Here is a 26,695-nt window from a genome sequence, read left to right on the forward strand (position 1 = left end):
CCGGGCCCGTGATGCAGCTGCCGAAGGCTTGTTACGCGGCTTCCTCGCCGCCGCCGAAGCGCTCGCGGTACGCCGCCAGGTCGTCCTCGGTGATCTTCGCGAAGAGCACCGGCGGCACCGTGAACGCCGTGCCCGCCGGGACGAAGGACAGGGACATGGCCTCGTCCGCCGTCACCCAGGTGCGGGTGTCGTTCTCCAGCGCGAACGCCGAGCGCATCGCGGCCGCCGAGGCCGGGATGAACGGCTCGGAGACCACCGAGTAGAGGTGGATCAGGTTCATCGCCGTGCGCAGCGTCAGCGCGGCCCCGTCGGGGTCGGTCTTGATCTCCAGCCAGGGGGCCTTGGTCTCCAGGTAGGCGTTGCCCGCGCTCCACAGGGCGCGCAGCGCCTGGGCGGCCTTGCGGAACTGCAGGGCCTCCATGTGCTCCTCGTACTCACCGAGCAGCTGCGCGATCTCGCGGCCGAGGGCGGCCTCCGCCTCGCCGGCCTCGCTGCCCGCGGGGACCTCGTCGCCGAAGCGCTTGCGGGAGAAGGACAGGACGCGGTTGACGAAGTTGCCCAGGGTGTCGGCGAGGTCCTTGTTGACCGAGGTCGTGAAGTGCTCCCAGGTGAAGGACGTGTCGTCCGACTCCGGGGCGTTGGCGATGAGGAAGTAGCGCCAGTAGTCGGCGGGCAGGATCTCCAGGGCGGCGTCGGTGAAGATGCCGCGCTTCTGCGAGGTGGAGAACTTGCCGCCGTAGTACGTCAGCCAGTTGAAGGCCTTGACGTAGTCGACCTTCTTCCAGGGCTCACGGGTGCCGATCTCGGTCGCCGGGAACATCACCGTGTGGAACGGGACGTTGTCCTTGGCCATGAACTGCGTGTAGCGGACGTCCTCGGCCTGGTACCACCACGACTTCCAGTCGCGGCTCTCCGGAGCCTGGTCCGCCCACTCCTTCGTCGCGCCCAGGTACTCCACCGGCGCGTCGAACCACACGTAGAAGACCTTGCCCTCGGCCGCCAGCTCGGGCCAGGTGTCCTCCGGGACGGGCACGCCCCAGTCCAGGTCACGGGTGATCGCGCGGTCGTTCAGGCCCTCGGTCAGCCACTTGCGGGCGATGGAGGAGGCGAGCACCGGCCAGTCCTTGCCGTGCTCGTCGATCCACGCCTCGACCTCGCCCTGCAGCTTCGACTGCAGCAGGAAGAGGTGCTTGGTCTCGCGGACCTCCAGGTCGCTGCTGCCGCTGATGGCGGAGCGGGCGTCGATCAGGTCCGTCGGGTCGAGCACGCGGGTGCAGTTCTCGCACTGGTCGCCGCGGGCCTTGTCGTAGCCGCAGTGCGGGCAGGTGCCGACGATGTAGCGGTCGGGCAGGAAGCGGCCGTCGGCGAGCGAGTACACCTGGCGGATCGCCCGCTCCTCGATGAACCCGTTCTTCTGCAGCTGCCGCGCGAAGTGCTGCGTGATCTCCCGGTTCTCCGGGGAGGAGCTGCGGCCGAAGTAGTCGAAGGACAGCGCGAAGCCGTCGTAGATCGCCTTCTGGGCCTCGTGCTGCTGCGCGCAGAACACGTCGACCGGCAGACCGGCCTCCTTCGCCGCCAGCTCGGCCGGGGTGCCGTGCTCGTCCGTGGCGCAGATGTAGAGCGTCTCGCGGCCGGTCTGGCGCAGGAAGCGGGCGTAGACGTCCGCAGGGAGCATGGACCCCACCATGTTGCCCAGGTGCTTGATCCCGTTGATGTACGGAAGGGCGCTGGTGATGAGGTGTCGAGCCATTGCGGCTGCTCCCTGGTCGCGGTGTTGATGTGAGACCTTTAGCGTATCCGAGCACCAGGAGGCGGCCGCGCCGCATTTACCGCCCGGCCCCTCACCCCGGCCGCTCCATCCAGGCCCGCCAGGGCCGGGTGATCGTCTCCCGGTAGGTGTGGTGCGAGGGATGGCGTCCCGCGTGCCGGAACGTCCAGGTCTGGGCCTCGGCGAGGTCCTCCTCCGGCTGCGAGCCCTCTCCGCACACGGCGCACTGCATGGCGTAGGTGATCGGCTCGGCGTCGGGCTCCCGGTCGGGCTGCAGCGTCCACCGGGCGAACCGGTAGACCGTTTTCGGCCTCGTGCGCTGTTCTTCGGTCACGTCGTAACCATGCCCACTCGGGCTCCGTCCCACAGAGACATTTGCGAAACATCCCCTCTGGTACACCCGCATCCTGGAGAGAAGGGGGCATAGCGGACGAGAGGAACGAAGGTCATGCGGGTGCTGGTCGCCGAGGACGAAGAGGTGCTGGCCGAGCTCGTGGCCACCGGGCTGCGCCGGGCGGGCTTCGCCGTGGACACCGTCTACAGCGGGGACGCCGCGCTCGCCTACCTCGGGCTGCACGACTACGACGTCGTCGTGCTCGACCGCGACCTGCCCCGGGTGCACGGCGACGACGTCACCCGCCGCCTGGTCGCCTCCGGCTCCCGCACCCGCATCCTGATGCTCACCGCGTCCGGCTCCATGGAGGACCGGGTCGCGGGCCTGGACCTCGGCGCGGACGACTACCTCCCCAAGCCCTTCGAGTTCCCCGAACTGATCTCCCGCGTCCGGGCGCTGCGCCGCCGCAGCGCCCGTCCCGCGCCGCCGCTGCTGGAGCGGCACGGCCTGCGGCTGGACACCGTGCGGCGCACGGCGGACCGCGAGGGGCGGGAGCTCGACCTCTCGCCCAAGGAGTTCGCGCTGCTGCAGATCCTGCTGGAGGCCGACGGCGCGGTGGTCAGCGCCGAGGAGCTGCTGGAGCGCGCCTGGGACGCGCACGCCGACCCCTTCACCGGCGCGGTCCGCGTCGCGATGAGCAAACTGCGCGGCAAGCTCGGCGAACCCCCGCTGATCCGCACCGTGCAGGGCGTCGGGTACGCCCTGTGAGGCGGCCCGTCCTCACCGCCCGGGCCCGGATCGCCTTCGCCTTCGGGGCGATCTTCCTCGTCCTGGGGACGGCGCTGCTGACGACCGTCAACGTGCTCTCGCGCGAGAGCACCCGGCAGCGGGCCACGACGATCGCGCGCACGGCCGTGCCGCTGGAGGTCCTGCAGCCGGGGGAGACCGTCACCATGTCGACGGTCTACCGGGTTTCCGGGGACGTCAGCGCCGCCGCCTCGCAGGAGATGGTCGCCTGGTCGGCGGCGGCCCTGCTGATCACCGCGCTGCTGGCCGTCGGCGTGGGCTGGTGGACGGCGGGGCGCGTACTGCGGCCCGTGCAGGGGGCGTTCGAGAGCCAGCGGCGCTTCATCTCCAACGCCTCGCACGAACTGCGCACCCCGCTCGCCGTGCAGCGCACCGCGATCCAGGTCGGACTCGACGGCGACCCCTCCCCGGAGGAACTGGCCCGCACCAAGGCCACGTTGCTGGAGACCAACCGGCACTCCGAGCGGCTGATCGACGGGTTGCTCGTGCTCGCCCGCAGCGAGCGCGGCCTGGACAGCTGCGAACGCCTCGACCTGGCCGCCGTGGTGGCCGACGAGGTCGCCGCGGTGTCCGGACAGGCGACGCAGAACGGCGTACGGCTCCGGCTGACCGCCGCGACCGCCCCCATGCAGGGCAACCGCGTCCTCCTCGCCCAGCTCTCCGGCAACCTGCTGCGCAACGCGGTCGGTTACAACCACCCCGGCGGCAGCGTCGAGGTGGACGTCCGGCCGGGGCGGCTGACCGTCGTCAACACCGGCCCGCCGGTGCCGGGTCCGGAGGTCGACGGGCTCTTCGAACCGTTCCGCCGGGGCGCCGGCCGGGAACGGCTCGGCGGGGGCGTGGGGCTCGGCCTGTCGATCGTGCGGTCCATCGCCCGGGCCCACGGCGGCACGGCGAAGGCCGCCCCTCGGCCGCAGGGCGGCCTCAGGGTGACGGTGGATTTTCCGGTCCGCGACCGCGCCCCGGGGGGCCGGCGCGCCCGTAGCGACAGCGCCCCGTAAGGGGCGCGGGGAACTGCGCGACCAGCCCCCACCGGCCCGCAGCCGAAGCACCACCCCAGGGGTCCGGGGCGAAGCTCCGGGGACTTCGGCTGCAGGCGCGTCGTGGCCGCTCGCGCGGTTCCCCGCGCCCCTACGGGGCTCAGCGCACGATGCCCGCAGCCCGCGCCTCGACGAGCCAGTCGGGAAACTCGACCATGAGCTCCTCGTACAGCTCGTCGTGCGTCAGCACCATCGGCTCACGCCCCGCGTGGAAGAACCCCGCGTTGTCGACGACACGTCGCTCCGGAACCGGCAGGTCGTCCAGCCGCCGCAGGAAGTCGAAGCCCTTGCCCTCCGGGTCGCCGAAGCCGACGAACTGCCAGAAGATCGGCAGGTGCGCGGCCTCGCACAGCGCCTTCTCGGCGGCCGGCTTGCTGTACGGGGCGCCGTCGGTCTGGAAGATGACGAAGGCGGGATCGGTGGCGCCGGACGCCTGGTAGTGGTCGATCACGGCCTTCATGGCCCAGTGGTAGTTGGTGCGGCCCATGTGGCCGTAGGACGCGTGGAGTTCGTTGATCCGGCCCTCGTGGTTCCCGAGGTCGATCTCGGCCGTGCCGTCGACGTCGGTGGAGAAGAAGACGACGGGCACGACGCCGTCGTCGTCGAGGTTGGCCGCGAGTGCGAGCGCCTGCTCGGCGAGGTGCTGGACGCTGCCGTCCTTGTAGTACGGGCGCATCGAACCGGAGCGGTCGAGGACGAGGTAGACGGCCGCCCGCTGTCCCGCGAGGCCCTGCTTGCGCAGCGAGACCCCGGCCGACTTGTAGAGGCTGACCAGCGCGGGGGCCTGCTGCTGCACCTTCTCCAGGCTGACGGCCGCCCCGCCCATGGCCGGTGCGGGCTCCGGGTCCGGGCCGGGGGCCGGCTCGGGGACCGGGTTCGGCGGGGGCGTGGGGACGGGCTCCGGCTCCGGTACGGGCTGGGGCTCCGGCATCGGGGTCGGCGCGGGCTCGGGCTCGGGGACCGGCTCGGGGCGCGGCGGGCCGGGGGTGGGGATGGGGCCGAGCGGTCCGGGGTCGGGGATCCGCGGCTCGGCGGCGCGGTCGGCGGTGGTCTGTGCCGGGACGGTCACGGAACCGGCCGCCGCGCCGTCGGGCCCCGCGCTCTGCTGGGGCACACCCGGTTCGTCACGGTTCGCCGGTTTGCCCAGGCCGAATGCGTTCCGCAGCAGACTCCGAATGCCCATGGGGAGATGTCCTCTTGGTGTGAAGTGTCTGGTGTGATGGGAAAAGTTCCCCGGTGGTGCGACGCAGTAAGGCTAGCTGTCAACACCCGTCCCGTAGGGCCACACCTGCCCCGCGCGCGTCGCTGTCACACAGACGGCAACAAGCACCTCACGTGTCATCAGGAATCCAATTGCCGTGGAAACCCAGCGGCACTCGCACCGGAAGGTGCACCCGGGCCACCGGACCCGCCGCGACGTCCTGGGCCGCCAGCACCACCAGATCCGTGGCCGCGCGGGCCGGGTCGTAGGCGAAGGACAGCACCCAGCCGTCGTCCTCGGCCGCGTCCGCGGCGGCGGGGACGAACACGCCCTCGCCGATGTCGCCGCCCGGCGGCATCCGGAACTCCTCGCTCGTTCCGCGCAGGAAGTCATATTTGACGAGTCCTGCGCCAAAGCCGCCCCGGTAGCCGTCCGTTCCCCGGCAGTCCTCCCGCTCGTGCACCGCGTAGGCGTAGCGGTACGGACCGGTCAGCCGCCGCGGGTCGGCCCGCGGGAACTCCACCGCCCGGTCGTCCAGCTGCCGCCGTCGCACGGTCCCGGCCGCCAGGTCGGCCGTCCAGCTCTCCAACTGCCCGTGGTGCTTGTCCGGAGCGCGCCGGCCGCCGTCGAAGAGCCGCTCGTAGCGCACGAGATGGACGGTCACGCACTGCCCGCCGTCGTGCTCGTAGGCGTTCACCGGGTGCAGCACGAAGCACGGCTCGATCTCCAGCCAGCGGACGTCCACTGCCCGGCCCTCCCGCGGCAGCACCCCGAGCCGCGCCGGACGTCCCGGCTCCCAGGCGTACGGGAAGCCGCTGCGGCTGCGCTCCGGGGCGAGGACCACGGGGAGGTCGTAGAGCAGCACGTGGTGCTCGGTGAGCGAGAAGTCGTGCATCATCGGCCGCCCCGCGACGGGAACGTCGACGCGGCGCCGCACACAGCCGTCCGTCCCCACGACCAGGTACTGCACGTACGGCCAGGCCCAGCAGTACGCGACCGCGTGCAGTTCCCCGGTCCGCGGGTCGACGACCGCGTGCGCCGCGAACCCGCCGGGCAGGGTGCCGTGGAAGTCGAACGGGCCGACCGTGAAGAGCTCGGAGTCGATCTCGTAGGGCAGCGCACCGCCCTCGACGAGCGCCAGGCAGTGGCCCGCGAAGAACTGTACGTGGCTGTTGGGCGCGAAGTCCGTCCCCAGGTGGCGCGGCCCGTGCAGCAGCTTCTCGCCGAGCCGCCCGGCGACCGCGTCGGAGCGGATCCAGCGGTTGCGGTACCACTCGGCCCGGCCGTTGCGCAGCCGCACTCCGTGGATCATGCCCTCGCCGCCGAACCAGTGGTGCGCGGCGGGCTCGTCGACGTGCAGCGCATTGGGCCCGTTGCGCAGGTAGCGCCCGCGCAGCGACTCGGGGAGGCGGCCGGTGACCGGCAGGTCGAAGGCGGTGACCTCGTCGTGCACGGGGGCGAAGAGGCCGCCGGGGCAGGGATTGGCCGCTCGGTCCGCACCGGTCATGACCCACCGCCTCCCCCGGCCCGCCCCCGCGGTGCCCTCCCGACCACCATCCAGCGGAAGGGGACGTTCTGCCAGCGGCGGTTGCGCTCTCTGGGCTTTTCCGGCAGCGTCCCGCGGTCTTTCGGGGCGGGGAACACCCGGGGAAGCCCAGGACACGGGCAGGACAAGAGCAGGGCAATAAATGCGGGCCGGGCAACCCTCCCGTCCCGTTCCCGACTCTTTATCGGTGACTATGGCCGGACGAACACGAGTACCCACATCGGGGGCAGGGAGTTGAGTCGCACATGGGCCTGACCAGCAGGTCGCTCTTCTACACGGTGACGTTCGGCGCCGTGTTGTGCGTAGCCCTCATGGTGTGGGTGTGGCCGAGGCTGGCCGGGCGCGGAGTGCTGCCCGTCCTGGGACGGCTGGGCTCCATCCTGACCACCCAGTTGGCGATCATGGCGGCCCTGCTGCTCGCGGTGAACTCCTGGGGCCAGTTCTACGGCACCTGGGGCCAGCTCCTCGGCCGCGTCGACAAGGCGCCGGTGAACGTCAACGAGATGACCCAGGGCGCCCCGTACGCGACGGTCGGCGCCTCGAAGGACGGGCTCGTACAGCCGGCCGGCCCGCAGGGCATCGACAAGGTGGGCGGAATTCCGCGCGGCCCGGCCGAGAAGGAGGGAAAGGTCCAGTCGGTCCGGATCATCGGACAGAAGTCGCGCGCGATCAATCCCGCTTTCGTCTATCTGCCGCCGCAGTACTTCCAGAAGCAGTACGAGCGCCACCGCTTCCCCGTCATGGTGGTCATCAGCGGATATCCCGGCGGGATCATGAATCTCGCCCAGCACCTCCAGGTGCCGCAGACCGCCGGCACGCTGCTCGCGCAGAACAAGATGCAGCCGACGATCATCGTCATGGTCCGCCCGACCATCGCCCCGCCGCGCGACACCGAGTGCGTCGACGTGCCGGACGGCCCGCAGGCGGAGACCTTCTTCACCAAGGACCTGCCCGACGCGCTGAAGAGCACCTACCGCGTGGGCAACGACCCCAGCGCCTGGGGCGTCCTCGGCTACTCCTCGGGCGGCACCTGCGCCCTGGAGCTCGCGATGCGCCAGCCGGACGTCTACCCCGCGGCCGCCGCGCTCTCCGGCGACTACAAGGTCGGCAGCGACCCCACGACCGGCAAGCTCTTCGGCAGCGGCCCCGACGCCAAGCAGCGCCAGCGCGAACACGACCTGATCTGGCGCCTGGAGAACATGCCGGTGCCGCGGGTGTCGGTGCTCGTCACCAGCAGCAGGAAGGGCGAGAAGAACTTCGGGGAGACCGAGAAGTTCCTGAAGGCGGTCAAGCAGCCGATGACGGCCTCGTCGATCATCCTTCCCGAGGGCAGTCACAACTTCCAGACCTGGCGCCGGGAGATCGGCCCGGCCCTGGAGTGGATGAGCCAGCAGCTCACCTTCCCCCAGGACACCGCCGACAAGCCCAAGCAGTGATCACCGCGGCGGCCCGCCCGTCAGCTGCTCGCCCAGCCACCCGAAGGCCGCCGGGTACAGCGTGATCCACGTCCCGTAGTTGTGGCCGCCGGCCGGCAGCAGCATCGTCCTCAGCCGCACCGGCGACCCGGCCGCCGCCCGCTGGAAGTCCTCGATGTAGCTCGGCGGGCTCTCCCGGTCCTGCCGCGACGTGGCGAGGAACAGCCCCACGTCGGCCCTGGTGTGCGCCACCAGCCAGGTGGGGCTGTTGCGCTCCCGCAGCGCCGGGTCGGTCACCGCCCCCCGGTCCCCGTTGAGCGGATCCGGATCCAGCCCGGCGCCGGCCCCGAAGACCTTCGGGTACTGCAGCGGCAGCTTCGCCGCGCACAGGCCCCCCGTCGAAATCCCCAGCAGGCCCCACGACTTCGGCTCGGGTGCCGTCCGGAAGTGGCTGCGCAGCAGCTCGGGCACGTCGGCGGCGAGCCACGTGGCCACCTTGCGCCCGTCCACGTCGGAGCAGTCGGTGTCCACGCCCCCGGGGTTGATGATCGGCGCGGCCAGGATGAACGGCCGCGTCTCCCCGTTCTGCAGCAGCCGCTCGTAGGCGCCCGGCATCCTGCCCTGCTCCATCCACGACTGCGGCGAACCCGGCACCCCGTGCAGCAGCACGACGACCGGGAACGCCGTGCGGCGGTACCGCGGGTCGTCGTACTGCGGCGGGGTCCACACCATGACCTGGCCGGAGAGCCCGGACCGGGAGCCGTGGAAGTAGGCCTCCCGCATCCCGTTGTCCCCGCGGATGAACCGGGCCCGCTGCGCGGGCGGGCCCGGCATGGAGACCGGGCCCTTGTCCCCGGAGCGGCCCAGCAGGTCGTCCCAGGAGGCGTAGAGGCCGTAACTGGTGTTGATCCACACGGCGACCACACAGATCGCGGTCGCCTGGCACAGCCCGATCAGCACCACCCGCCCCAGCCAGCGCACCGGCCCGGGGCCGGGGATCCTCGCCCAGAGCAGCAGCGTGGCCAGCACCGTCAGCACGGTCACCGCGAGGAGCAGCGCGAGGAACGCGGTTCCGGTCAGACTCATCCCGCAGACGCTCCCTCGGCTCGGCGGCGGTCGGTTGCGGTGACTGCGCCCGACCATAATCGAGGGACTGTCCGGTCGCCCGGGGTATCGGCCAGCCGTACCCGGATGGGGCCGACGGCCCCCGTCAGCCCGCGGAGCCGCCGTCCGTGGAGTCCAGGATCTCCATGGCGACCTGGAGCAGCGCGGCCCGCCTCGCCTCCGGGTCGCCCGGCATCTCGTCCAGCGTGAAGGTGCCGAAGTGCACGGTCAGCAGGGCGCTGGAGAACCGCACCAGGGTCTCCAGGGGCGCGTCCTCGCCGTCCTCCGCGGCGTGCACCAGCTGGGAGACGGCGCCGACCCGCTCCCGCAGCCGCGTGCCGATGTCGAGGTCGCGCAGCGTCGCCTGGTTCTCCTGCAGGATCCGGTACAGCGGTGCGGCGTCGCGCACCGCGACGCTGTAACGGCTCAGCAGCTCGCGCTTGTTCTCCAGCGTGGGCGGCTGCTCCCGGCCCCAGGCGATGAGTTCGTCGACGGGCTCGCCCAGCCGGTCGGAGAGTGCGGTGAGGATGTCCTCCTTGGTCTTGAAGTGGTAGTAGAGCGCGGCCTTGGTGACCCCGAGCTCCTCGGCGATCTCCCGGAGCGAGGTCTTCTCGTAGCCGCGCGTCACAAAGAGGCCGAGGGCGGTCTGCTGAATGCGCTCGCGGGTGTCGCTCCTGCGCGCCCGGGGGGTTGTGCCCATGGCCTTCTCTCCTGCTCTCCGTCGCGTTCGTCCCGCCGTCCGCTCCCCCCGGCCGGTGAGCCTACTTGACGACCGGTTAGCACCGGGACCGGTTACGTTATGAACAAAACTGGCCGGTCGGCAAGGAGGTTCAGCGGTCCGTGCGAGGAGCCCCGCACCCACGCGGGTGCGGAGGACGATGATGGCGCAGGAAGCGGCCACTGCGGGGCGGGCTCTGGCGCGATATCGCTGCGGAGAGGGCGGTCCGCGTCATCCGGACGCGCGACGCCGCCGGAATACCCGCCGTCACCCTTCCGGAGGTACCCCCGCCGACGGTCCGGCCACGCCGGACAGGACGCCCTCGTGGGCCGAGGTGAGCAGTTCGGTCGCGCCGGCCAGCAGGGCCAGCCGCTTCTCCTCCGGATCGCCGTCCAGCTGTCTGATGGCGAAGGTGCCGAAGTGCAGCGTGAGCAGGGACGTCGCGCAGCGGACCCGGGCGTTCAGCGAGGAGTTCTCCTCCTGGAGCAGGTCCGACAGGGCGGCGACCCGGTCCTTGAAGTCCTGGCCGACGCTGAGTGCGTCGAGCGTCGCCTGGTTCGCTATGAGGATGTCGAACAGCGGTGCCGCATCGTGGAAGATGACGCTGCACCGCGCCAGCAGCTCCTGTTTGACGGTCAGTTCGCGCGGTTGCCGTTTTCCCCAGGCGATGAGTTCGTCCATCTTCCTCCCGAGATCCAGGAAGAGGCTGACGAGGATGTCCTCCTTGGTCTTGAAGTGGTAGTAGAGGGCTGCCTTGGTGACACCGAGCTCGTCCGAGATCTCCCGGAGCGCGGTCTTCTCGTATCCCTGTTCGAGGAATAACTTCAGTGCGACGTCCTGGATGCGCTGCCGGGTGTTGCTACGGCGGGGTGTCGTTGTGCTCCCCATCGGCTGTTCCCTTCGCTCGGGAGGGCCGGGGACCGGCCGCTCTTGCCGCTCAGCAGGCAGGCAGCCTAGCCTACTTGACGCCCGGCAAGTCGGTTTCTAGTCTTTCGGGGGACGCTAGCCCGGCGGCAGGTAAGGAAGTTGAACTGCCGTCAGAAGGGGCCGGTGAACTGACCGGAATGCCTGGTTCCGTTTTGCTGGACACAGCACCGCACAACATCTGAGAACAACACTCCGGACCGAGGGGACGGTGCGCGTCACATGGCACGACACCTTGCTGCCGCAGCCGCACACGACATGTACGTGATGGGCCACTACGCGATGGACCCCGGCGTGGTGGCCCGGCAGGTACCGGAGGACTCCCTTGCAGGGGAGTCCTTCCAGGAGGGCGCCCTCCCCGCCGTCTTCGAGGGGCTGAGCGTCCCCATCCGCACGGCCGCCTCGCTGCTGGGCCTCTCCCCCTGGACGGTGGCCCACCTGATAGAGCGCGGCGAACTCGTCAGCGAGCGCGGCGGCCAGTACCGCTATGTCACCCTGACCAGCATTTTTTCTTATCGACGACGCACCCGATAAAAGCCGTCGAACGCTTCGGTCGACAACTCCCTTATTTCCTGGGCCCGCTGGCTCGAATGAGTGAAAGCCCGGAACTTCCCAAAAGAGCCGGAGTTAGTCAGAGCGCATTCTCAGTGGGGGCGCTACTCGATCGAAAGGCATAGACGTGCTCAAGAAGGTTCTCGCGACGGCCGCTCTGACGGCGACCGCGGTCGGTACCATGGCCGGCCCCGCCATGGCCGTCGGCAACGACACCGACGTCGCCAACGCGAACGGCGCCAAGACCGGTTACGGCAACACCTCGACGGGCGGCAAGGAAAGCCCGCAGATGAGCCTGATCCAGGGCACGCTGAACAAGCTGTGCATCGGCCTCGGCAAGGCGGAGCTCCAGTCCCTCATCGGACTTATCAACGTCGGTGTCCAGGACGTTCCGATCCTCACGTCGCAGCAGCAGCAGCAGTGCACCGACAACTCCACGATCAACGACGGGGACGACGCGCTGTCGCACCTGGTCGACGAGATCCCGATTCTCTCGGGCAACGGCTCGGCGAACGGGCACTGACCTTCCGGTCACGGAACAGTCCCCCTGTGGCGGGTGTGCGGGACCTGCCACAGGGGGATTTCCGTGCGCCCGGGTCCGGCCGGGCCGGGGAATTCCGCCGAATTGATGCTCATCGGGTCGGTGCGTGGGCCGAACGACTGATGCCGGAGAACCTCCGCCGATGCCGTGAGTTAGGCAGAGAGCCACTGGAATTCGTCGACCGGAGCGAAGGAAATATCGTGATCAAGAAGGTTGTGGCCACGGCCGCTCTGGCGGCCTCCGCGGTCGGTGGAGGAGCGGCTCCCGCACTGGCGATCGGCAACGACAGCGATGTCGCCAACGCCAACGGTGCGTACCAGTCCTACGGGAACACCTACACGGGCGGCTATATGAGCCCGCAGATGGGTCTGATCAACGGCTCGTTCAACAAGCCCTGTATCGCCATCGGCAAGCTGGGCGCGCAGTCGCTCGTCGGCCTGGTCGGCATCGGCCTCCAGGACATTCCGATCCTGTCCTCGCAGCAGCAGCAGATGTGCACCGAGAACTCCACGATCAACGACGGGGACGACGCGCTGTCGCACATTCTGGACGACATCCCGATCCTGTCCGGCAATGGTTCCGCCAACGAGGAGGACCACGAGTTCGGGCACGACTTCGGAGGCGGCCGACACCACCACCACGAAGGACGGCACGGCCACTAGCCGGCCGGCACGCTGCCGCAGTGCAGCGCGGAAGCCGCCCCCGGGGATCCCGGGGGCGGCTTTGTGCGGTCCGCGCGGGGGTCAGGCCTCGTGCGGGCTCTCGTGGTAGACGGTGAGCACCGCGCCGCCCACCTCGATGCGTCTGTGGTCGCGGACCTCGCCCTTGCGCAGGGCGTCGAGGCACTTGCGGAACATCCCCATCTCCTCACCGGTCAGCACCGCGGCCGCCAGGTCGAGCAGTTCGGCGACGCTGCGATCGGTGAGCACATCGGGCAGTTCGCCGGAGAGCAGCACCACGGATTCCCCGGAGCGGCCCCGGACGACGGCATTGGATGTCGAACCACCACTGACAACGAGCACACGTTCCCCCATCCACCAGAGGGTTCGTGCCACTCACTCGCCTCGGGCAGGTGGAGACGATATCCGTGCGGTCGCATGATCCTCGGGCGCTCCGGAATATTCACCGGATTCAGTCGTACCGGGAACCGGAACGGACACCCCAGGCGTCCAGAACGCCAAGTGCCGCGCAGATATGCCTCGTTGCCCGAATTCGCTCGTACGGCTATTCGTCCTTGGGCTCGCGTTCGAGGAGGGATTCGACGAGCGCGGTCACGTGCCGGCGGTCGTCGGCGGAGAGCCGCTGGACACTGGCGATCAGCAGGTCCACCTCGGGGTCGGGCCGGGACGCGGGGGCCTGTTCCTCCTCGGAGGTGTACAGGTGGATGCCGCAGGCCTCGGCGGCCGCACGGCGCAGGGTCTCCAGGGGGAGTTCGAGTCCGCGGGCGAGGCCTTCGAGGGTGGCCGGCTGCGGCATGCGCGCCAGGCGCTCGGCCGTGGCCAGATGGTGCACCGTCGAGCGGGGGATCCCGCCCCGCCGTGCGACCTCCCCGTAGGACCAGCTCTGCCGGTCGAGTCGCTGTCGGATCATCTGCTGCAGTGCGTTGGCCACTGACGGTCGCTTCCTGCTCTCGGCTGGCTCTGGCCCGCTCGGGTGGAACCGATTCTACGGGCGGGGGCCGGCCGCGCCATGGGGGAGGTCTGCCGAACCGCTTGCGCGGAGCCGTGCCGCGCCACTAGTGTCCAATCTCGTTGGACAGCTCGTCCGATCACATCGGACGCAGGCTGGGGGGTCCTGCCTGCGTCCGCAGTCGCAACGCCGTGCACCACCATCCCGGAGGGGGACAACCATGCTGGATGTCAACGAGCTCGAGGCCGAGTCCGCCGAACTGCTTCCCGGCCGCGAGGCCCTGGGCAAGCTGAAGTTCGACTTCTTCCGCCAGGACAACTTCACCACCCACATGGCCAACGTCGACGCGCACAACCAGTCGGACGCGGTCAACATCTGCTCGCCGGACGCGATCGCCCAGTCCGAGGCGATGCAGGGCATCTCCATCTCGCAGTAGCAACACCCCCAGCCGTACCGGCAGTTCGTTCCGCCACACCAGTTGTAGCACTTCGCACCGACAGAGAGAGGCAAGACCATGAGCATGAACCCGCAGGAGCTCGAGGCCGAGTCCGCCGAACTGCTTCCCGGCCGCGAGGCCCTGGGCAAGCTGAAGTTCAGCTTCCACCGCACCACGCACGTCACCAAGCACATCGCGAACGTCCACGCGCACAACGAGTCGCTCGCGCTCAACAACGACTCCCCGTTCGCCACGGCCCAGTCCGAGGCGGCGCAGTCGATCTCCATCCACCAGTAGTTCCACCGCACGACCCACGCAGGCGGACCGCGTCCGGGGGAGGGCGTGGTCCGCGAGGGGGACAGCGGTTTCGCCGAGGGGGAGAACACAGATGACGGTGGTCGGAGACCACGACGCCGGCCGCAGCCGCCATCGCACGGGCGACACCGCGACCTTGGGGTTCGGCACCAGATGGCCGGACGTCCTGACAGGGGACGAATCCGGGGCCCCGGTGCCGGGGCCCGGCGGCTTTCCGTACTCCCGGTTGTGGGAGGACGGGGCGGGGGAGACCGCCACCGCGCCGCTGCCCGTACCGCAGCGGCCGCCGCAGACGCAGCCGGCCGGCCCGCTGCCCGGAACACGGGCCGTCGTCCCGCGGCTCAGCGCGGGGCTGCGTCTGCACGGCGAGTACCAGGGGTCGGGTTTCACCGAGCCCAAGTACATCGCCCGCCGCGGCGACGGCCAGGTCGTGCAGCTGACCAGGCTGCTGCACCTGACCGCGTCCGCCGTCGACGGCGAGCGGGACACCCACGCCATCGCCCGCCTGGTCAGCGCGGAGTTCGGGCGGGAGGTCAGCGCCGAGAACATCGCCTACCTGGTGGAGAACAAGCTCGACCCGATGGGCATCACCGTGCCCGAGGGGCAGGAGGACGACCGGGCCGGCGGCCCGCGCTCGGACCTGCTGCTCAGTCTCAAGGGCCACACGGTCCTCTTCACCGAACGCCGGGTCGCCGGGATCTCCCGCGCACTGGCCTGGCTGCACCGGCCGCCCGTGGTGGTGCTGGTGCTGCTCGCCGCCGTCGCCATGGACACCTGGCTGTTCGGCTTCTACGGCGCCATGACGCCCGTGCTGCACGTCCTGGACCAACCGCTGCTGCTGCTCGCGGTGTTCGGGCTGATCGTGGCGTCGCTCGTGTTCCACGAGTTCGGCCACGCGTCGGCGTGCAGATACGGAGGCGCGGACCCCGGCTGCATCGGCTGCGGGCTCTTCCTGATCTGGCCGTCGATGTACACCGACGTCACCGACGTCTACCGGATCGGCCGCGGCGGGCGGATCCGCACCGACCTGGGTGGTGTCTACTTCAACGTCGTCTTCATGCTGGGCCTGACCGGCCTGTACTTCCTCACCGGACAGCCCTTCCTGCTGAGCGCCGTCTACCTCGGCCACTTCGAGGTGCTGGAACAACTGATGCCCGCCGTCCGGCTGGACGGCTACTTCATCCTCGGCGACCTCGCCGGAGTGCCCGACCTCTACGGCAAGATCAAACCGATCCTGCTGAGCATGGTGCCGGGCCGCCCGGTCGAGCCCGCCGTGGCCGACCTCAAGCGCAGCACCCGCGTGATCGTGACCGCCTGGGTCGTCACGATGGTGCCGCTGCTGCTCGGCGACCTCTGCTACGCGCTGTGGAACCTGCCCCGCCTCATCGACACCGGTATCCGCTCGCTCACCCAGCAACTCACCGGAACCTTCGAGGCGTTCGCCGACGGGCAGGTGGCCAGCGGACTGGCCGGCGTGCTCGGCAGCCTCATGCTGATCTGCCCGCTCGCCGGGATGACGTACCTGTCCGTCCGGCTCACCGGACGGCTGGCGCGCAACGCCCTGCGCGCCACCGCCGACCGGCTGTGGCTGCGGTTCGTCCTCGCGGCGGCCGTCGCCGGGGTGGCCACGACGCTGGGCTTCGCGTGGTTCAGCGGCGTCACGCCCAAGCCGCTGCCGCCCGCGCCGCCCATCGCACCGGTCCTCCAGCCCCACGTGCCCACCGCCCCGCCGGCGGCGGACCGGCCCACCCTGCCCGGCCGCACCCCCGCCGAGGGGCACACCGGCCCCGGCGCGTCCGGCGGCCAGGGCGGTACGGGACCGGTGGTCGTGCCGCTGCCGTGGCGCACGCCGCAGCCGAGTAACCCGGCCGTCGTACTGCCGCCCCCGAGCCCGGGGACGACGCCCGCGCCGCCCGCGCCGCCCGGTCCGAAGCCGGCCCCGACCGGCGTGGCGCCGCGGCCGCCCGCCCCCTCGCCCGCCGCCCCGTCGAAGCCGGCGCCCGCGGTCGGACCGAGCGTGGCCCCGTCGGCCGTGCCGCCGCACCCCAGCACTCCCGCCTCCGCCCCGGCCGGCGCGGCTCCGTCGCCCGGGGGCCCGAAGCCCCCGGCGAGCCCGCCGGCGGTGTCGCCGCCCGCGTCGCCCCGGCCCGCTCACTGAGCACCCGTCACCCAGCTCACCGCAACAGGTCACCGCAACAGGTCATCGAAAAGGAACACGCCCATGTCCCATTCCACACCGCTGTCCCGTTCCGTCCTCCGCCTCGGCCTGCTGGCGGCAGGCGTCGCGGCCGCCGCCACCGCCGTGCCCGCCCAGGCGGCCGAGATCACCATGGACAACGTCCGCACCACGGCGAACCACCATCACCACGTGCAGTTCCGCGACAGCTTCGCGGTCCACCAGCTCGGCAGGGTCGGCGCCGCGGCCGTCCGCAACCAGGCCACCGCGACCGGCGCCGGCTGCACCGCCGACGACGCCTGCCGCTCGGTGGCGCTGTCCTTCCAGATCGTCACCCTCGCGGGACAGCACGTCCACCTCAACGCCGTCAACGACGGCACGGCGGTCAACGACCACTGCACCGGCTGCCAGACCCTGGCGGGCGCCTACCAGTTCGTCGTCTCCACCCCCTCGCCGCTCCACCTGAGCGCCGCCACCCGCGGCCGCCTGGCCGACGTCCACCGCAGGCTCGACGCCCTGGGCCGCTCGCAGCTGCCGGCCACCGACCTGAAGCACCAGACCGATGCTCTGGCCGCCGAGGTCACCTCGATCCTCAAGGACGCCGTCGCAGCGGCGAACCACCCGGCCGAGCGGGCCGTCACCGTGCACCGCCACCTCGAGGGCTGGCCCGGCCACTGAGCGGTTGCGGGCCCGGCCGGGGACCGTGCGCCATAATCCCGGCCATGGAAGCGGACCGCCGAGTGCAGCTCCCTCCCGAGCTGCACCGGCGGTTGCTCGCCGATGCGGTCGCCGTGGGGGCGTCCTTCCCGCTGGTGCTCACCGGCGGCTACGCGCTGCGGGCGCACGGCCTGGTGGAGCGGCCGGTCCGCGGCCCGGCTCTGGCCACGGGGTCCCCGGCGCCGATGCGGGAGATCGCCGCCGTGCTGCGGGGCGGGCTGCTGGAACGCGGCTGGCGGGTGCGGGACCTGGAGGCCGAACCGCTGTCGGCGCGGTTCACGGCGGGCGACCCGGTGACGGACGCGGAGTGCCAGGTGCACGTCCTCAAGGAGACGATGTGGCGCCCGCCGGTCCCCACCGCCTGGGGCCTGGCCCTCGCCGTCGAGGACGTCATCGGCACCAAGGTCCGCGCCCTCGCCGAGCGGGGCTTCGCGCGGGACCTCGTCGACGTGCACGCCGCCTCGGCCCGCTGGTCCCGGCCCGAACTGGAGGAGTTCGGCCGGCGGCACGCGCGGGACGCCCTCGACCTCGCCGACCTGCGGGACCGGCTCGACCGGGCCGACTGGTACGGCGACGCCGAGTTCGCCGGGTACGGACTGGACGCGGAGGAGAGCGCGGCACTGCGGCGCTGGGCGCAGGAGTGGTCCGACGACATCGGCGAACGCCTCGTCGAGGAGGCGCCCTACGAGGACGACGACACCGCGGAGGCCCCGGAAGGGTGACAATCCCGTCTTCCTCGGCAAATGCGTGGAAGATGGGCGGAACTGTGGTCACAGGTGTGGCAAGGACGGTCACCACCAGGTTCCGGGAGCGCGGCGCATGTCCAATACGCAACAGACCCCTGCCCAGGCATCCAAGGGGGAGCGGCTCGCGGACTGGTTCGACGGTCGCGTCGGGCTGTATTCACTCGCCAAGGCCAATCTGCGGAAGATCTTTCCCGACCACTGGTCCTTCATGCTGGGCGAGGTCGCGCTCTACTCGTTCATCGTCATCATCGTGACCGGCGTCTATCTGACGCTGTTCTTCAAGCCCAGCATGAACGAGGTCGTCTACCACGGCCGGTACGTCCCGCTGAACGGCATCAGGATGTCCAGCGCGTACGAGTCGACGCTCGACATCAGCTTCGACGTCCGCGGCGGACTGCTGCTCCGTCAGCTCCACCACTGGGCCGCGCTGGTGTTCATCATGGCGATGCTCGTCCACATGATGCGCGTCTTCTTCACCGGCGCGTTCCGCAAGCCCCGCGAACTCAACTGGCTGTTCGGCGCAAGCCTGTTGATCCTCGGCATGTTCGACGGCTTCATGGGCTATTCGCTGCCCGACGACCTGCTCTCCGGCACGGGCGTCCGGTTCATGGAGGGCGCGATCCTGTCCCTGCCGATCGTCGGCACCTATCTGGTGTTCTTCATCTTCGGCGGCGAATACCCGGGCCACATCTGGATCCCGCGGATGTTCACCGTCCACGTGCTGCTGATCCCCGGCATCATGGCGGCCGCCCTGGCGGCCCACCTGATCCTGGTCTTCTACCACAAGCACACGCAGGGGATTCACGCCGGACGGAAGAACGACAACGTCGTGGGCATGCCGCTGATGCCGGTCTACATGGCCAAGGCGGGCGGCTTCTTCTTCCTGGTCAGCGGCATCATCGCGGTCTTCGCGGGCTTCGCGCAGATCAACCCGATCTGGGCGTACGGCCCGTACCGGCCGGACATGGTGACCACCGACGCCCAGCCCGACTGGTACATGGGATTCTCCGAGGGCCTGATCCGCGTCATGCCCGGCTGGGAGATCAATTTCCTGGGCCACACGCTCGTCCTCGGCGTCCTCATCCCGCTGATCGTCTTCCCCATGGTCTTCCTGGCGATCTGGAGCTATCCCTTCTTCGAGGCCTGGGTCACCGGGGACCAGCGCGAGCACCACATCGCCGAACGCCCCCGCAACAACCCGGTGCGCACCGGATTCGGTGCCGCCTGGATCTCTTTGTACGTCGTGCTGCTGCTGGGCGGCGGCAACGACGTCTTCGCGGTGCACTTCCACATGTCGATCAACGCGATCACCTGGTTCGTCCGCGTCGGCTTCTTCGTGGTCCCCGCCCTGACCTTCGCGATCACCCGGAGATGGTGCCTCGGCCTGCAGCGCCGCGACCGCGAAAAGGTGCTGCACGGCCGGGAGTCGGGCGTCATCACGCGTTATCCGCACGGCGAATACGTCGAGATCCACGAGCCGTTGTCGCAGGAGGGGCTCTACACGCTCACCGCCCACGGGCAGTACACGCCCTGGCAACTGCCGCCCGCCGTCGACGAGAACGGCAACCCGCGCAAGATCTCCTGGGCCCAGCGCCTGCGGGCCCGCCTGTCCGAGGCGTACTTCGGCGAGATGGGCCAGATCCCCAAGCCGACGGCGGAGGAGTACCGGGAGATCGCCGCGGCCCACGAGCACCACGCCGTCGCCAAGGTCGGCGAGGGCAGCCACTGACCCGGCCGCACGCTCCCCTCGCGTGAGACGCCCGGTCCGCCGCGGCTCCTATCCGTACGGCCTGCTGGTCCCCGTGGTGCGCGTCGCCACGGGGACGGCGGCCGAGGAGGTCCGCGCCTTCCTCGACCTGTGCGGGATCCGTTCCACCACGGCCCCCTGCCCCCGCCGCCGGCGCTCGCCGTGGCGGCTGCAGGTGCTGGTGTTCGCGAAGGACGCGGGCCGGGCCCGGCAGTTGGTCAACGAGTGGACGCTGCCGGCCGGGCCGGGGTGAGCCGTCTGCATCCGCGGTAGTCGTCAACGCCCCCGTACCGCAGCCGCAGTAGCCCACGTGTCTGCGGACGCGCGACGACATGCTCCGAGCGGGGCGGCACGGTGGACGCCAGGACGTCGTACCGTTGGGAAGGGACCGCTTCGTGAGCGACATCGTGAGCGACATACAGCCCGTCACCGCACTGCAGCCTGTGACGCGGACGTGCCCGTTCGACCCGCCGCCGGGTCACCGAAGAGCGCCTGCGCATCGCCCGTGAACTGCACGACGTCGTCGCGCACCACATCACGCTGGTCAACGCCCAGGCGGGCGTGGCCCATCACCTGATGGGCTCCGACCCCGACCACGCCTACCAGGCCCTCGAACGCATCCGCGACACCAGCCGGACGGCGCTGGACGAGCTGCGCGCCACTGTGGGGGTGCTCCGGAACGGCGAGACCGCCGAGGCGCCGCGCGAACCCGCACCCGCTCTCGACGACCTCGGCCGCCTGCTGGACTCCTTCCGCCACAGCGGCCTCGACATCGCCCTGGAGCGCACCGGCCGGCCCGCGGAGCTCGCGTCCATCACCGACCTGGCGGCCTACCGGATCGTCCAGGAGGCGCTCACCAACACCCGTAAGCACGCAGGTCCCGTCGCGGCGCGGATCCGTCTGGAGTACCGCACGGACGTCCTGCGCATCACGGTCGAGGACGACGGCTCCGCTGGTACCGGCGGAGGCACCGGTACCGGCCACGGGATGATCGGGATGCACGAGCGGGCCAAGGCCGCGGGCGGCACCTTCACCGCCGGACCACGTCCCGGCGGCGGCTTCCGCATCACCGCCGACCTGCCGCTGAACTCCGGCCGAAAGGGCTGACCATGACCATCCGCGTCCTGCTCGCCGACGACCAGGCCCTGTTGCGCGGCACGTTCCGGATGCTCATCGACTCCACCCCCGGCATGGAGGTCGTCGCCGAGGCCGCGACGGGACGCCGGGCCGTCGAACTCGCCCGCAGCCGGCGCGTCGACGTCGTGCTGATGGACATCCGGATGCCCGACCTCGACGGTCTCGCCGCGACCAGGCTCATCACCGAGGACGAGGACCTCGCGGGCGTCAAGGTCCTCGTGCTCACCACCTTCGAGAACGACGAGTACGTCGCCGAGGCCCTCCGCGCCGGCGCGAGCGGTTTCCTGGGCAAGGGCATCGACCCCGGCGAACTGCTGGACGCCATCAGGGTCGTGGCGGCCGGCGACGCGCTGCTGTCACCGGCCGCCACCAAGGCCCTGATCGCCCGCTTCCTGTCCCAGCCCGCCGCCCCCGACCCCGGGGGGACGCCGCAACTGGCCGCCCTCACTCCGCGGGAGCGGGAGGTGGTCGCCCTCGTCGCCACCGGTCTGTCCAACGACGAGATCGCCGAGCGGCTCTACGTCACGCCGCTCACCGCCAAGACCCACGTGAACCGCGCGATGGCCAAACTCGGCGCCCGTGACCGCGCCCAGCTCGTCGTCACCGCCTACCGGACGGGGCTGGCCCGGGTATGAGGAAATTCGGTGTTCCGGGACGGCACGGTGCCGCGACCATGGACCGGACACCGACCCGCCACCGATGAGGAATGCGCTGCCCATGCCCCTGCCCGTGCCTGCCGACCCGACGGTCCTCCATCCGATGCCCGAGCAGCCGCGGGTGGTACTGCTCAAGCCGCTGGTGAAGTCCCCGCTGATCGAGGTCGGGGAGTACTCCTACTACGACGACCCCGACGATCCGACGGCGTTCGAGACGCGCAACGTGCTCTACCACTACGGGCCGGAGAAGCTGATCATCGGCAGGTTCTGCGCGCTGGGCACGGGCGTGCGCTTCATCATGAACGGCGCCAACCACCGCATGGACGGCCCCTCGACGTTCCCCTTCCCCACCATGGGCGGCTCCTGGTCCGCACACTTCGACCTGCTCACCGGCCTGCCCAACCGGGGTGACACCGTCGTCGGCAACGACGTCTGGTTCGGCCACGGCACGACGGTCATGCCCGGCGTGCGCATCGGACACGGCGCGATCATCGCCTCCGGTGCCGTGGTCACGAGTGACGTGCCCGACTACGGCATCGTCGGCGGCAATCCGGCCCGCCTCGTGCGCACCCGCTACAACGACCGGGACATCGCCCGGCTGTTGGCGGTGGCCTGGTGGGACTGGCCCGCGGAGCACATCACCGAGCATGTGCGGACGATCATGTCGGGCAGCATCGCCGACCTGGAGGCCGCCGCCCCGTGACCGGGCGGGAAAACGCAAAACCCCAGGTCATCCGACCTGGGGTTGCTGCAGGGAGCAGGCGACGAGAATCGAACTCGCGCCCCGAGCTCGGGAACCACAGGGGCTCTGGGTGCCCGCATATGGACTGACCTGCGGTGATGCCGTGATTCGTGACCGATTCGGTGGGCTCCTGGGTGCCCACCCTGACCGCTGTTCACCGCTCCGAAGGGCACGGATGGGGCACGAAAGGGGCCCGGCGTGCCGTGACCGGGCGCAGCGGTCCTTACAGTTTGGTCATCTTGGTGTACGGGCTCAGGATTCGCATTTGCGCCGAGCCGAAGTCCACGAGCGCCGCGATTCCGTCCTCGATGCCGATTATCCGGCCAAGGCCGTACATGTCGTGTGTGACCTGGTCGCCCACGGCGAAGTGCTTGGGAGCCGGTGTGACCGGGGCCTTGAAGGGGCTGGTGGGCAAATGGCGCTTCGGTGCAGCAGGCTTTGTCATTGACCCCAGTATGCGCCCTGCGAACTGTGCTGGTGGCTGATTCTCAGGGCAGGAGTGGTTGATTGCTGGATTTTGCTCCGGCAGGCGCTGATCCTGTCGGCCGGCCGGCAGACGGGCGGGATACGGGCGGTTCGGCCTGGTTGGAGGCCGAAACGCCCGTACTCTTCGTGGTGTCTACGGCGTCATATAGCGGGCGCCAAACACTGGAGGCAATACCTCGTGCTGATCGCTCAGCGTCCCTCCCTGACCGAAGAGGTCGTGGACGAGTTCCGTTCCCGGTTCGTGATCGAGCCGCTGGAGCCGGGCTTCGGCTACACCCTCGGCAACTCCCTGCGTCGTACGCTCCTCTCCTCGATCCCGGGTGCGGCGGTCACGTCCATCCGCATCGACGGTGTCCTGCACGAGTTCACCACCGTGCCGGGCGTCAAGGAGGACGTCACCGACCTCATCCTGAACATCAAGCAGCTGGTCGTCTCCTCGGAGCACGACGAGCCGGTCGTGATGTACCTGCGCAAGCAGGGCCCGGGTCTGGTCACCGCCGCCGACATCGCCCCGCCGGCCGGTGTCGAGGTGCACAACCCCGACCTGGTCCTGGCGACCCTGAAGGCCAAGGGCAAGCTGGAGATGGAGCTGACCGTCGAGCGCGGTCGCGGCTACGTCTCCGCCGTCCAGAACAAGCAGGTGGGCCAGGAGATCGGCCGTATCCCGGTCGACTCCGTCTACTCGCCGGTTCTCAAGGTCACCTACAAGGTCGAGGCGACCCGTGTCGAGCAGCGCACCGACTTCGACAAGCTGATCGTCGACGTCGAGACCAAGCAGGCCATGCGCCCGCGCGACGCCGCGGCGTCCGCCGGCAAGACCCTGGTCGAGCTGTTCGGTCTGGCCCGCGAGCTCAACATCGACGCCGAGGGCATCGACATGGGCCCGTCCCCGACGGACGCCGCCCTGGCCGCCGACCTGGCGCTGCCGATCGAGCAGCTGGAGCTCACGGTCCGCTCCTACAACTGCCTCAAGCGTGAGGGCGTCCACTCGGTGGGTGAGCTCCTGGCGCGCTCCGAGGCCGACCTCCTGGACATCCGCAACTTCGGTGCGAAGTCGATCGACGAGGTCAAGGCGAAGCTGGCCGGCATGGACCTGGCCCTCAAGGACAGCCCGCCCGGATTCGACCCGACCGCTGCCGCCGACGCGTTTGGCGCCGACGACGACGCGGACGCGGGTTTCGTGGAAACCGAGCAGTACTGAGGAAGATCCATCGTGTATTTGTGCAGCGAGGCGGAACTGCCGCGTACAGCAGCGTCTTGCCCGCCCCCTCGCTGGGGAGGCTCCGCGCAGACTCCCGGCCACACTGGCACGGGCTGGTTCCGATGGTGTCCCGCTCATTGCACCAGCGAACCTGCCCAAGTGCCAAGAGCACCCTTACCATTCAATATCCAGCCTTAAGTGTCATCCGCAGCTGTAAGGCAATTCCTCGCGATGTTCTGCACTGAGGTGCCGGAATATGGCTCGCAAAGACCCGGCGGATTCCAGGTGGGGAAGCAGCAGGCCGAGAAGCTGATCGCGCAACATGCCCGGTCCGAGGCCGGCCCGGCTGCGGACCTCTGGTGCGGATCTGGTGCACGACGCCTGGCGTGGCCTGGACAACAAACAATGCCGCGATCTGACGTCGGCGTGGCCGGCTCGTGGCACCCTCGTTGACCGTTGCTGTCCGCCCCGCTTTGTGAGGGCCTGGCGCTGTGTCGTGAGCGGTGGCCGGTGGGCGGCCTTACAGGAGCAAATTCGGAGGTCGCTCCTTCGCTTCACTGGTCCCTTGCCCTACCCGCCGCACTGCCCAGAGTTATCCCAGTCCTGGACCTGACCTGTTCCTTCTTGGCTCTGGTCCGGCGTGCCGTTGTTCGAGTCGAACCAGTCGACGTAGAAGGACTCGGTGCAGGTGCTGCTTGCCGCGAATCCACTCACGGAGCTGTCAAGGGTGAGAGCATCCCCGGAGCCGACCGTTCCGCTGCTCGTCGGGCTGCACAGGAGTTGACCGGAGTCGAGCGTGCAGGTACCCACCTGGGTCCCGGAACTGTTGGTCACCAGGTTGGGCGCGGTGCCCGCGTCCAGGGAGGCGCCGTTTACGGCACCGATCCTGAACACCGAGTTCTGGTCGTAGTCGCAGGGGCCCTGCCGACAGGACCATTGAGGGTTCAGGGATACGTGCGAGCCCGCCGCGATCGACGTGTTGTTCCCGGGAACCGACCACCCGGTGGTATCCGCGAACGCAAGCCCCTGACTGATCACCAGGGCGGCTGCGCTGATGGCCATGACCATCGTCGACCGAACTTCGAGGTGTTTGATCTTTCGCTGCATCTCCCCACTCCTTACGGTTGCCAGCGGGTCGATATGCAGCACACCGTGCATGTCAACTCAACACAACGTCAATCGCAAAAATCCACCCGAAAGGCCCTCTCCTCCTGGGAGTGAGAGGGCCTCAAAGGGCTGTTCAACTCTTCCGCGGACTGCAGGAGTCAGCGTGTGAGGCGGAGGTCCCAGCCGGGCACGTCGCCGCTGGTACCGGGGATCAGGGCCGGGGCGCAGGTCTCCGGGGCCGGGCGTCCGGCGTCTTCCCAGGCGGCCGGCCGGCCTCGCAGCACGGTGAGGGAGGCGGAGTCGGCTGCGTCGGCCCTGATCGTGCCGTCCTGTTCGACGGCGGCGGCGGTGTCCCAGGCCGTGCGGCCGAGGCCGAGGACGTTGGGCCGGAGTTCGGTCATGGTCAGGCGGTGGCCGGCCGCACGCGGAGGGCACGCCACCCCGCAACAGGGCTGGACAACAAGAAACCCCAGGCCGCCTGGCCTGGGGTTTGTTCGAAGAGCGGGCGACGAGAATCGAACTCGCGCTCTGAGCTTGGGAAGCTCATGTTCTACCATTAAACTACGCCCGCGTGAGGACGCCCTCAGGGCGTCGCATCGTCGCACACTCTACCCCATCGAAGGCCCCCGGTGCACTGGTCCGGGTGGCCTTCTTGTCGTGTGAGGGGCCTGTGCGGGGGGTGGGGACGCGGGCGTGGGGCGCGGGAGTTGGGGCGTACCGTGGGGGTGCGGAAGCCGGTCGGGGGGCGCCGGGAGTGCCGTGTGTGGGCGCGTTGGATAGATCCCCTAATGTGGCTTTTGTCTTCACAACATTGGGGAAAGGGAGCTCGATGGAGCGCACCATCGTCCGTTGTGCCGAAGGGCACGTGTTCAGCACCGCTTCGTTCCCGATGCAGCACCTCGGAGCCGGCCGGATCGGCCCGGGACGGCTGCTGCGCTGTCCCCGCTGCGCCCGGCTGCGGCACTCCGTGCCGGTGGCGTCCGAGAAGCGCTGAGTGCACGCGGGCCCGGTCCGATCGAGGACCGGGCCCGCTCGCATTCTCCGGTTGTCCGGCTTCTTGCGTATCCTCGACCCGTGCTTCTCTCAGACAAGGACATCCGGACCGAGATCGACGCTGGCCGGGTGCGGATCGACCCGTACGACGAATCGATGGTGCAGCCGTCGAGCATCGACGTGCGCCTCGACCGCTACTTCCGGGTGTTCGAGAACCACCGGTACCCCCACATCGACCCCGCCGTCGAGCAGCACGACCTCACCCGTGAGGTCGTGCCGGACGGTGACGAGGCCTTCATCCTGCACCCCGGTGAGTTCGTGCTCGCCTCGACGTACGAGGTCATCACGCTCCCCAGCGACATCGCCTCCCGCCTGGAGGGCAAGTCCAGCCTCGGCCGCCTCGGCCTGCTGACGCACTCCACGGCCGGCTTCATCGACCCGGGCTTCTCGGGTCACGTGACGCTGGAGCTGTCGAACATGGCCACCCTGCCGATCAAGCTGTGGCCGGGGATGAAGATCGGGCAGCTGTGCATGTTCCGGCTGACCTCCCCCGTCGAGCACCCGTACGGGTCCGCGAAGCACGGCTCCCGCTACCAGGGCCAGCGCGGGCCTACGCCCTCGCGCTCCTTCCAGAATTTCCATCGCACGCAGGTCTGA

At 69.9% G+C, this 26,695-nt stretch carries 30 protein-coding genes, 1 tRNA gene and 1 pseudogene; 19 read left to right on the forward strand and 13 right to left on the reverse strand.

The genetic code is table 11. The features are described 5' to 3' along the window. Nucleotides 1–31: 31 nt before the first annotated feature. Complete coding sequence (gene metG / locus ACMATS_RS19825) at nt 32–1,750, reverse strand: methionine--tRNA ligase (RefSeq protein ID WP_390777355.1); 1,719 nt, start codon at nt 1,748–1,750, stop codon at nt 32–34. A gap of 91 nt (nt 1,751–1,841) precedes the next feature. After that, a complete protein-coding gene (locus ACMATS_RS19830; RefSeq protein ID WP_390777356.1) occupies nt 1,842–2,102 on the reverse strand; it encodes a hypothetical protein in 261 nt (86 codons plus the stop codon). Between the two features lie 114 nt (nt 2,103–2,216). On the opposite strand from ACMATS_RS19830, the gene ACMATS_RS19835 reads away from it, so the two are divergent. Together ACMATS_RS19835 and ACMATS_RS19840 are read left to right on the forward strand one after the other, a co-directional pair. Continuing rightward, complete coding sequence (locus tag ACMATS_RS19835; protein ID WP_390777357.1) at nt 2,217–2,870, forward strand: response regulator transcription factor; 654 nt, start codon at nt 2,217–2,219, stop codon at nt 2,868–2,870. Then, complete coding sequence (locus ACMATS_RS19840) at nt 2,867–3,910, forward strand: sensor histidine kinase (protein WP_391150435.1); 1,044 nt, start codon at nt 2,867–2,869, stop codon at nt 3,908–3,910. Before ACMATS_RS19835 ends, ACMATS_RS19840 begins: the two co-directional genes overlap by 4 nt. 139 nt (nt 3,911–4,049) lie before the next feature. Here the strand turns inward: ACMATS_RS19840 and ACMATS_RS19845 are convergent, their stop codons facing one another. After that, nucleotides 4,050–5,132, reverse strand: a complete 1,083-nt coding sequence (locus ACMATS_RS19845; RefSeq protein ID WP_390777359.1) for a VWA domain-containing protein — start codon at nt 5,130–5,132, stop codon at nt 4,050–4,052. 148 nt (nt 5,133–5,280) lie between these two features. Further along, the gene (locus ACMATS_RS19850; protein WP_414168617.1) at nt 5,281–6,657 is read right to left on the reverse strand and encodes a carotenoid oxygenase family protein; all 1,377 of its coding nucleotides are present in this window, start codon (nt 6,655–6,657) and stop codon (nt 5,281–5,283) included. A gap of 284 nt (nt 6,658–6,941) precedes the next feature. Between ACMATS_RS19850 and ACMATS_RS19855 the strand changes: the two genes are divergently transcribed. After that, entirely contained in the window at nt 6,942–8,132 is a 1,191-nt protein-coding gene (locus ACMATS_RS19855; RefSeq protein ID WP_336410212.1) for an alpha/beta hydrolase, read from the forward strand. On the opposite strand, the gene ACMATS_RS19860 is transcribed toward ACMATS_RS19855, so the two are convergent. The 3 genes from ACMATS_RS19860 to ACMATS_RS19870 all read right to left on the reverse strand — a co-directional run bounded on the left by ACMATS_RS19860 (nt 8,133) and on the right by ACMATS_RS19870 (nt 10,821). Beyond that, entirely contained in the window at nt 8,133–9,197 is a 1,065-nt protein-coding gene (locus ACMATS_RS19860) for an alpha/beta hydrolase (RefSeq protein WP_414168618.1), read from the reverse strand. It lies immediately after the preceding gene. Between the two features lie 124 nt (nt 9,198–9,321). Continuing rightward, entirely contained in the window at nt 9,322–9,915 is a 594-nt protein-coding gene (locus tag ACMATS_RS19865; RefSeq protein WP_414168619.1) for a TetR/AcrR family transcriptional regulator, read from the reverse strand. A 285-nt stretch (nt 9,916–10,200) separates the two neighbouring features. After that, nucleotides 10,201–10,821, reverse strand: coding sequence for a TetR/AcrR family transcriptional regulator (locus ACMATS_RS19870; protein ID WP_414168620.1), 621 nt, complete (start codon nt 10,819–10,821; stop codon nt 10,201–10,203). A gap of 258 nt (nt 10,822–11,079) precedes the next feature. Between ACMATS_RS19870 and ACMATS_RS19875 the strand changes: the two genes are divergently transcribed. From ACMATS_RS19875 to ACMATS_RS19885, 3 genes and pseudogenes are all read left to right on the forward strand, one after another. Then, entirely contained in the window at nt 11,080–11,391 is a 312-nt protein-coding gene (locus ACMATS_RS19875) for a hypothetical protein (RefSeq protein WP_390777364.1), read from the forward strand. 145 nt (nt 11,392–11,536) lie between these two features. Further along, nucleotides 11,537–11,932, forward strand: a complete 396-nt coding sequence (locus ACMATS_RS19880; protein WP_414168621.1) for a rodlin — start codon at nt 11,537–11,539, stop codon at nt 11,930–11,932. Nucleotides 11,933–12,150: 218 nt separating this feature from the next. Continuing rightward, a pseudogene (locus tag ACMATS_RS19885) lies at nt 12,151–12,537 on the forward strand (rodlin); the annotation flags it as partial. A 156-nt stretch (nt 12,538–12,693) separates the two neighbouring features. Here the strand turns inward: ACMATS_RS19885 and ACMATS_RS19890 are convergent. Together ACMATS_RS19890 and ACMATS_RS19895 are read right to left on the reverse strand one after the other, a co-directional pair. Further along, a complete protein-coding gene (locus ACMATS_RS19890; protein ID WP_390777366.1) occupies nt 12,694–12,984 on the reverse strand; it encodes a hypothetical protein in 291 nt (96 codons plus the stop codon). Nucleotides 12,985–13,174: 190 nt separating this feature from the next. Then, a complete protein-coding gene (locus ACMATS_RS19895) occupies nt 13,175–13,561 on the reverse strand; it encodes a helix-turn-helix domain-containing protein (RefSeq protein ID WP_171078658.1) in 387 nt (128 codons plus the stop codon). Nucleotides 13,562–13,799: 238 nt separating this feature from the next. On the opposite strand from ACMATS_RS19895, the gene ACMATS_RS19900 reads away from it, so the two are divergent. The 10 genes from ACMATS_RS19900 to ACMATS_RS19945 all read left to right on the forward strand — a co-directional run bounded on the left by ACMATS_RS19900 (nt 13,800) and on the right by ACMATS_RS19945 (nt 22,212). Beyond that, a complete protein-coding gene (locus ACMATS_RS19900; RefSeq protein WP_171078659.1) occupies nt 13,800–14,015 on the forward strand; it encodes a hypothetical protein in 216 nt (71 codons plus the stop codon). Nucleotides 14,016–14,093: 78 nt separating this feature from the next. After that, entirely contained in the window at nt 14,094–14,312 is a 219-nt protein-coding gene (locus ACMATS_RS19905; RefSeq protein ID WP_390777367.1) for a hypothetical protein, read from the forward strand. 91 nt (nt 14,313–14,403) lie between these two features. Next, a complete protein-coding gene (locus tag ACMATS_RS19910; RefSeq protein ID WP_414168622.1) occupies nt 14,404–16,488 on the forward strand; it encodes a hypothetical protein in 2,085 nt (694 codons plus the stop codon). 63 nt (nt 16,489–16,551) lie between these two features. Beyond that, nucleotides 16,552–17,184: a hypothetical protein gene (locus tag ACMATS_RS19915; RefSeq protein WP_390777369.1), complete on the forward strand. Its 633-nt coding sequence runs from the start codon at nt 16,552–16,554 to the stop codon at nt 17,182–17,184. Between the two features lie 44 nt (nt 17,185–17,228). After that, nucleotides 17,229–17,945 carry a nucleotidyl transferase AbiEii/AbiGii toxin family protein gene (locus tag ACMATS_RS19920; protein WP_414168623.1) on the forward strand — a complete coding sequence of 239 codons (717 nt, stop codon included), beginning with the start codon at nt 17,229–17,231 and terminating at the stop codon, nt 17,943–17,945. A 97-nt stretch (nt 17,946–18,042) separates the two neighbouring features. Beyond that, complete coding sequence (locus tag ACMATS_RS19925) at nt 18,043–19,698, forward strand: cytochrome b (RefSeq protein WP_390777371.1); 1,656 nt, start codon at nt 18,043–18,045, stop codon at nt 19,696–19,698. Between the two features lie 22 nt (nt 19,699–19,720). Further along, a complete protein-coding gene (locus tag ACMATS_RS19930; RefSeq protein WP_336410198.1) occupies nt 19,721–19,969 on the forward strand; it encodes a hypothetical protein in 249 nt (82 codons plus the stop codon). Between the two features lie 245 nt (nt 19,970–20,214). After that, nucleotides 20,215–20,823 (forward strand): sensor histidine kinase, encoded by a 609-nt coding sequence (locus ACMATS_RS19935; RefSeq protein ID WP_414170752.1) that lies wholly within the window; start codon nt 20,215–20,217, stop codon nt 20,821–20,823. A 2-nt stretch (nt 20,824–20,825) separates the two neighbouring features. Continuing rightward, the gene (locus ACMATS_RS19940; protein WP_414168624.1) at nt 20,826–21,488 is read left to right on the forward strand and encodes a response regulator; all 663 of its coding nucleotides are present in this window, start codon (nt 20,826–20,828) and stop codon (nt 21,486–21,488) included. Between the two features lie 82 nt (nt 21,489–21,570). Beyond that, entirely contained in the window at nt 21,571–22,212 is a 642-nt protein-coding gene (locus ACMATS_RS19945; RefSeq protein WP_390777376.1) for a CatB-related O-acetyltransferase, read from the forward strand. 262 nt (nt 22,213–22,474) lie between these two features. Here the strand turns inward: ACMATS_RS19945 and ACMATS_RS19950 are convergent, their stop codons facing one another. Then, nucleotides 22,475–22,696: a hypothetical protein gene (locus tag ACMATS_RS19950; protein WP_390777377.1), complete on the reverse strand. Its 222-nt coding sequence runs from the start codon at nt 22,694–22,696 to the stop codon at nt 22,475–22,477. Nucleotides 22,697–22,915: 219 nt separating this feature from the next. On the opposite strand from ACMATS_RS19950, the gene ACMATS_RS19955 reads away from it, so the two are divergent. Then, nucleotides 22,916–23,938, forward strand: coding sequence for a DNA-directed RNA polymerase subunit alpha (locus tag ACMATS_RS19955; protein WP_414168625.1), 1,023 nt, complete (start codon nt 22,916–22,918; stop codon nt 23,936–23,938). 570 nt (nt 23,939–24,508) lie between these two features. On the opposite strand, the gene ACMATS_RS19960 is transcribed toward ACMATS_RS19955, so the two are convergent. The 3 genes from ACMATS_RS19960 to ACMATS_RS19970 all read right to left on the reverse strand — a co-directional run bounded on the left by ACMATS_RS19960 (nt 24,509) and on the right by ACMATS_RS19970 (nt 25,616). Further along, entirely contained in the window at nt 24,509–25,045 is a 537-nt protein-coding gene (locus tag ACMATS_RS19960; RefSeq protein WP_414168626.1) for a hypothetical protein, read from the reverse strand. Between the two features lie 158 nt (nt 25,046–25,203). Continuing rightward, nucleotides 25,204–25,446: a hypothetical protein gene (locus ACMATS_RS19965; RefSeq protein WP_414168627.1), complete on the reverse strand. Its 243-nt coding sequence runs from the start codon at nt 25,444–25,446 to the stop codon at nt 25,204–25,206. Nucleotides 25,447–25,545: 99 nt separating this feature from the next. Next, nucleotides 25,546–25,616: transfer RNA gene (locus tag ACMATS_RS19970), tRNA-Gly, on the reverse strand. Between the two features lie 258 nt (nt 25,617–25,874). On the opposite strand from ACMATS_RS19970, the gene ACMATS_RS19975 reads away from it, so the two are divergent. Together ACMATS_RS19975 and dcd are read left to right on the forward strand one after the other, a co-directional pair. Beyond that, a complete protein-coding gene (locus tag ACMATS_RS19975) occupies nt 25,875–26,039 on the forward strand; it encodes a hypothetical protein (protein ID WP_390781308.1) in 165 nt (54 codons plus the stop codon). 80 nt (nt 26,040–26,119) lie between these two features. Then, nucleotides 26,120–26,695: a dCTP deaminase gene (gene dcd, locus ACMATS_RS19980; RefSeq protein WP_390781309.1), complete on the forward strand. Its 576-nt coding sequence runs from the start codon at nt 26,120–26,122 to the stop codon at nt 26,693–26,695.

It is taken from the genome of Streptoverticillium reticulum, from assembly GCF_047456005.1.
GTDB lineage: Bacteria > Actinomycetota > Actinomycetes > Streptomycetales > Streptomycetaceae > Streptomyces > Streptomyces reticulum.

Coding starts and splice junctions, on each gene's coding strand:
- metG (WP_390777355.1), bottom strand. CDS start 1,750: ATGGCTCGACACCTCATCACCAGCGCCCTTCCGTACATCAACGGGATC.
- ACMATS_RS19835 (WP_390777357.1), top strand. CDS start 2,217: ATGCGGGTGCTGGTCGCCGAGGACGAAGAGGTGCTGGCCGAGCTCGTG.
- ACMATS_RS19845 (WP_390777359.1), bottom strand. CDS start 5,132: ATGGGCATTCGGAGTCTGCTGCGGAACGCATTCGGCCTGGGCAAACCG.
- ACMATS_RS19850 (WP_414168617.1), bottom strand. CDS start 6,657: ATGACCGGTGCGGACCGAGCGGCCAATCCCTGCCCCGGCGGCCTCTTC.
- ACMATS_RS19855 (WP_336410212.1), top strand. CDS start 6,942: ATGGGCCTGACCAGCAGGTCGCTCTTCTACACGGTGACGTTCGGCGCC.
- ACMATS_RS19860 (WP_414168618.1), bottom strand. CDS start 9,197: ATGAGTCTGACCGGAACCGCGTTCCTCGCGCTGCTCCTCGCGGTGACC.
- ACMATS_RS19865 (WP_414168619.1), bottom strand. CDS start 9,915: ATGGGCACAACCCCCCGGGCGCGCAGGAGCGACACCCGCGAGCGCATT.
- ACMATS_RS19870 (WP_414168620.1), bottom strand. CDS start 10,821: ATGGGGAGCACAACGACACCCCGCCGTAGCAACACCCGGCAGCGCATC.
- ACMATS_RS19875 (WP_390777364.1), top strand. CDS start 11,080: ATGGCACGACACCTTGCTGCCGCAGCCGCACACGACATGTACGTGATG.
- ACMATS_RS19890 (WP_390777366.1), bottom strand. CDS start 12,984: ATGGGGGAACGTGTGCTCGTTGTCAGTGGTGGTTCGACATCCAATGCC.
- ACMATS_RS19900 (WP_171078659.1), top strand. CDS start 13,800: ATGCTGGATGTCAACGAGCTCGAGGCCGAGTCCGCCGAACTGCTTCCC.
- ACMATS_RS19905 (WP_390777367.1), top strand. CDS start 14,094: ATGAGCATGAACCCGCAGGAGCTCGAGGCCGAGTCCGCCGAACTGCTT.
- ACMATS_RS19910 (WP_414168622.1), top strand. CDS start 14,404: ATGACGGTGGTCGGAGACCACGACGCCGGCCGCAGCCGCCATCGCACG.
- ACMATS_RS19915 (WP_390777369.1), top strand. CDS start 16,552: ATGTCCCATTCCACACCGCTGTCCCGTTCCGTCCTCCGCCTCGGCCTG.
- ACMATS_RS19920 (WP_414168623.1), top strand. CDS start 17,229: ATGGAAGCGGACCGCCGAGTGCAGCTCCCTCCCGAGCTGCACCGGCGG.
- ACMATS_RS19925 (WP_390777371.1), top strand. CDS start 18,043: ATGTCCAATACGCAACAGACCCCTGCCCAGGCATCCAAGGGGGAGCGG.
- ACMATS_RS19940 (WP_414168624.1), top strand. CDS start 20,826: ATGACCATCCGCGTCCTGCTCGCCGACGACCAGGCCCTGTTGCGCGGC.
- ACMATS_RS19945 (WP_390777376.1), top strand. CDS start 21,571: ATGCCCCTGCCCGTGCCTGCCGACCCGACGGTCCTCCATCCGATGCCC.
- ACMATS_RS19950 (WP_390777377.1), bottom strand. CDS start 22,696: ATGACAAAGCCTGCTGCACCGAAGCGCCATTTGCCCACCAGCCCCTTC.
- ACMATS_RS19960 (WP_414168626.1), bottom strand. CDS start 25,045: ATGCAGCGAAAGATCAAACACCTCGAAGTTCGGTCGACGATGGTCATG.
- ACMATS_RS19965 (WP_414168627.1), bottom strand. CDS start 25,446: ATGACCGAACTCCGGCCCAACGTCCTCGGCCTCGGCCGCACGGCCTGG.
- ACMATS_RS19975 (WP_390781308.1), top strand. CDS start 25,875: ATGGAGCGCACCATCGTCCGTTGTGCCGAAGGGCACGTGTTCAGCACC.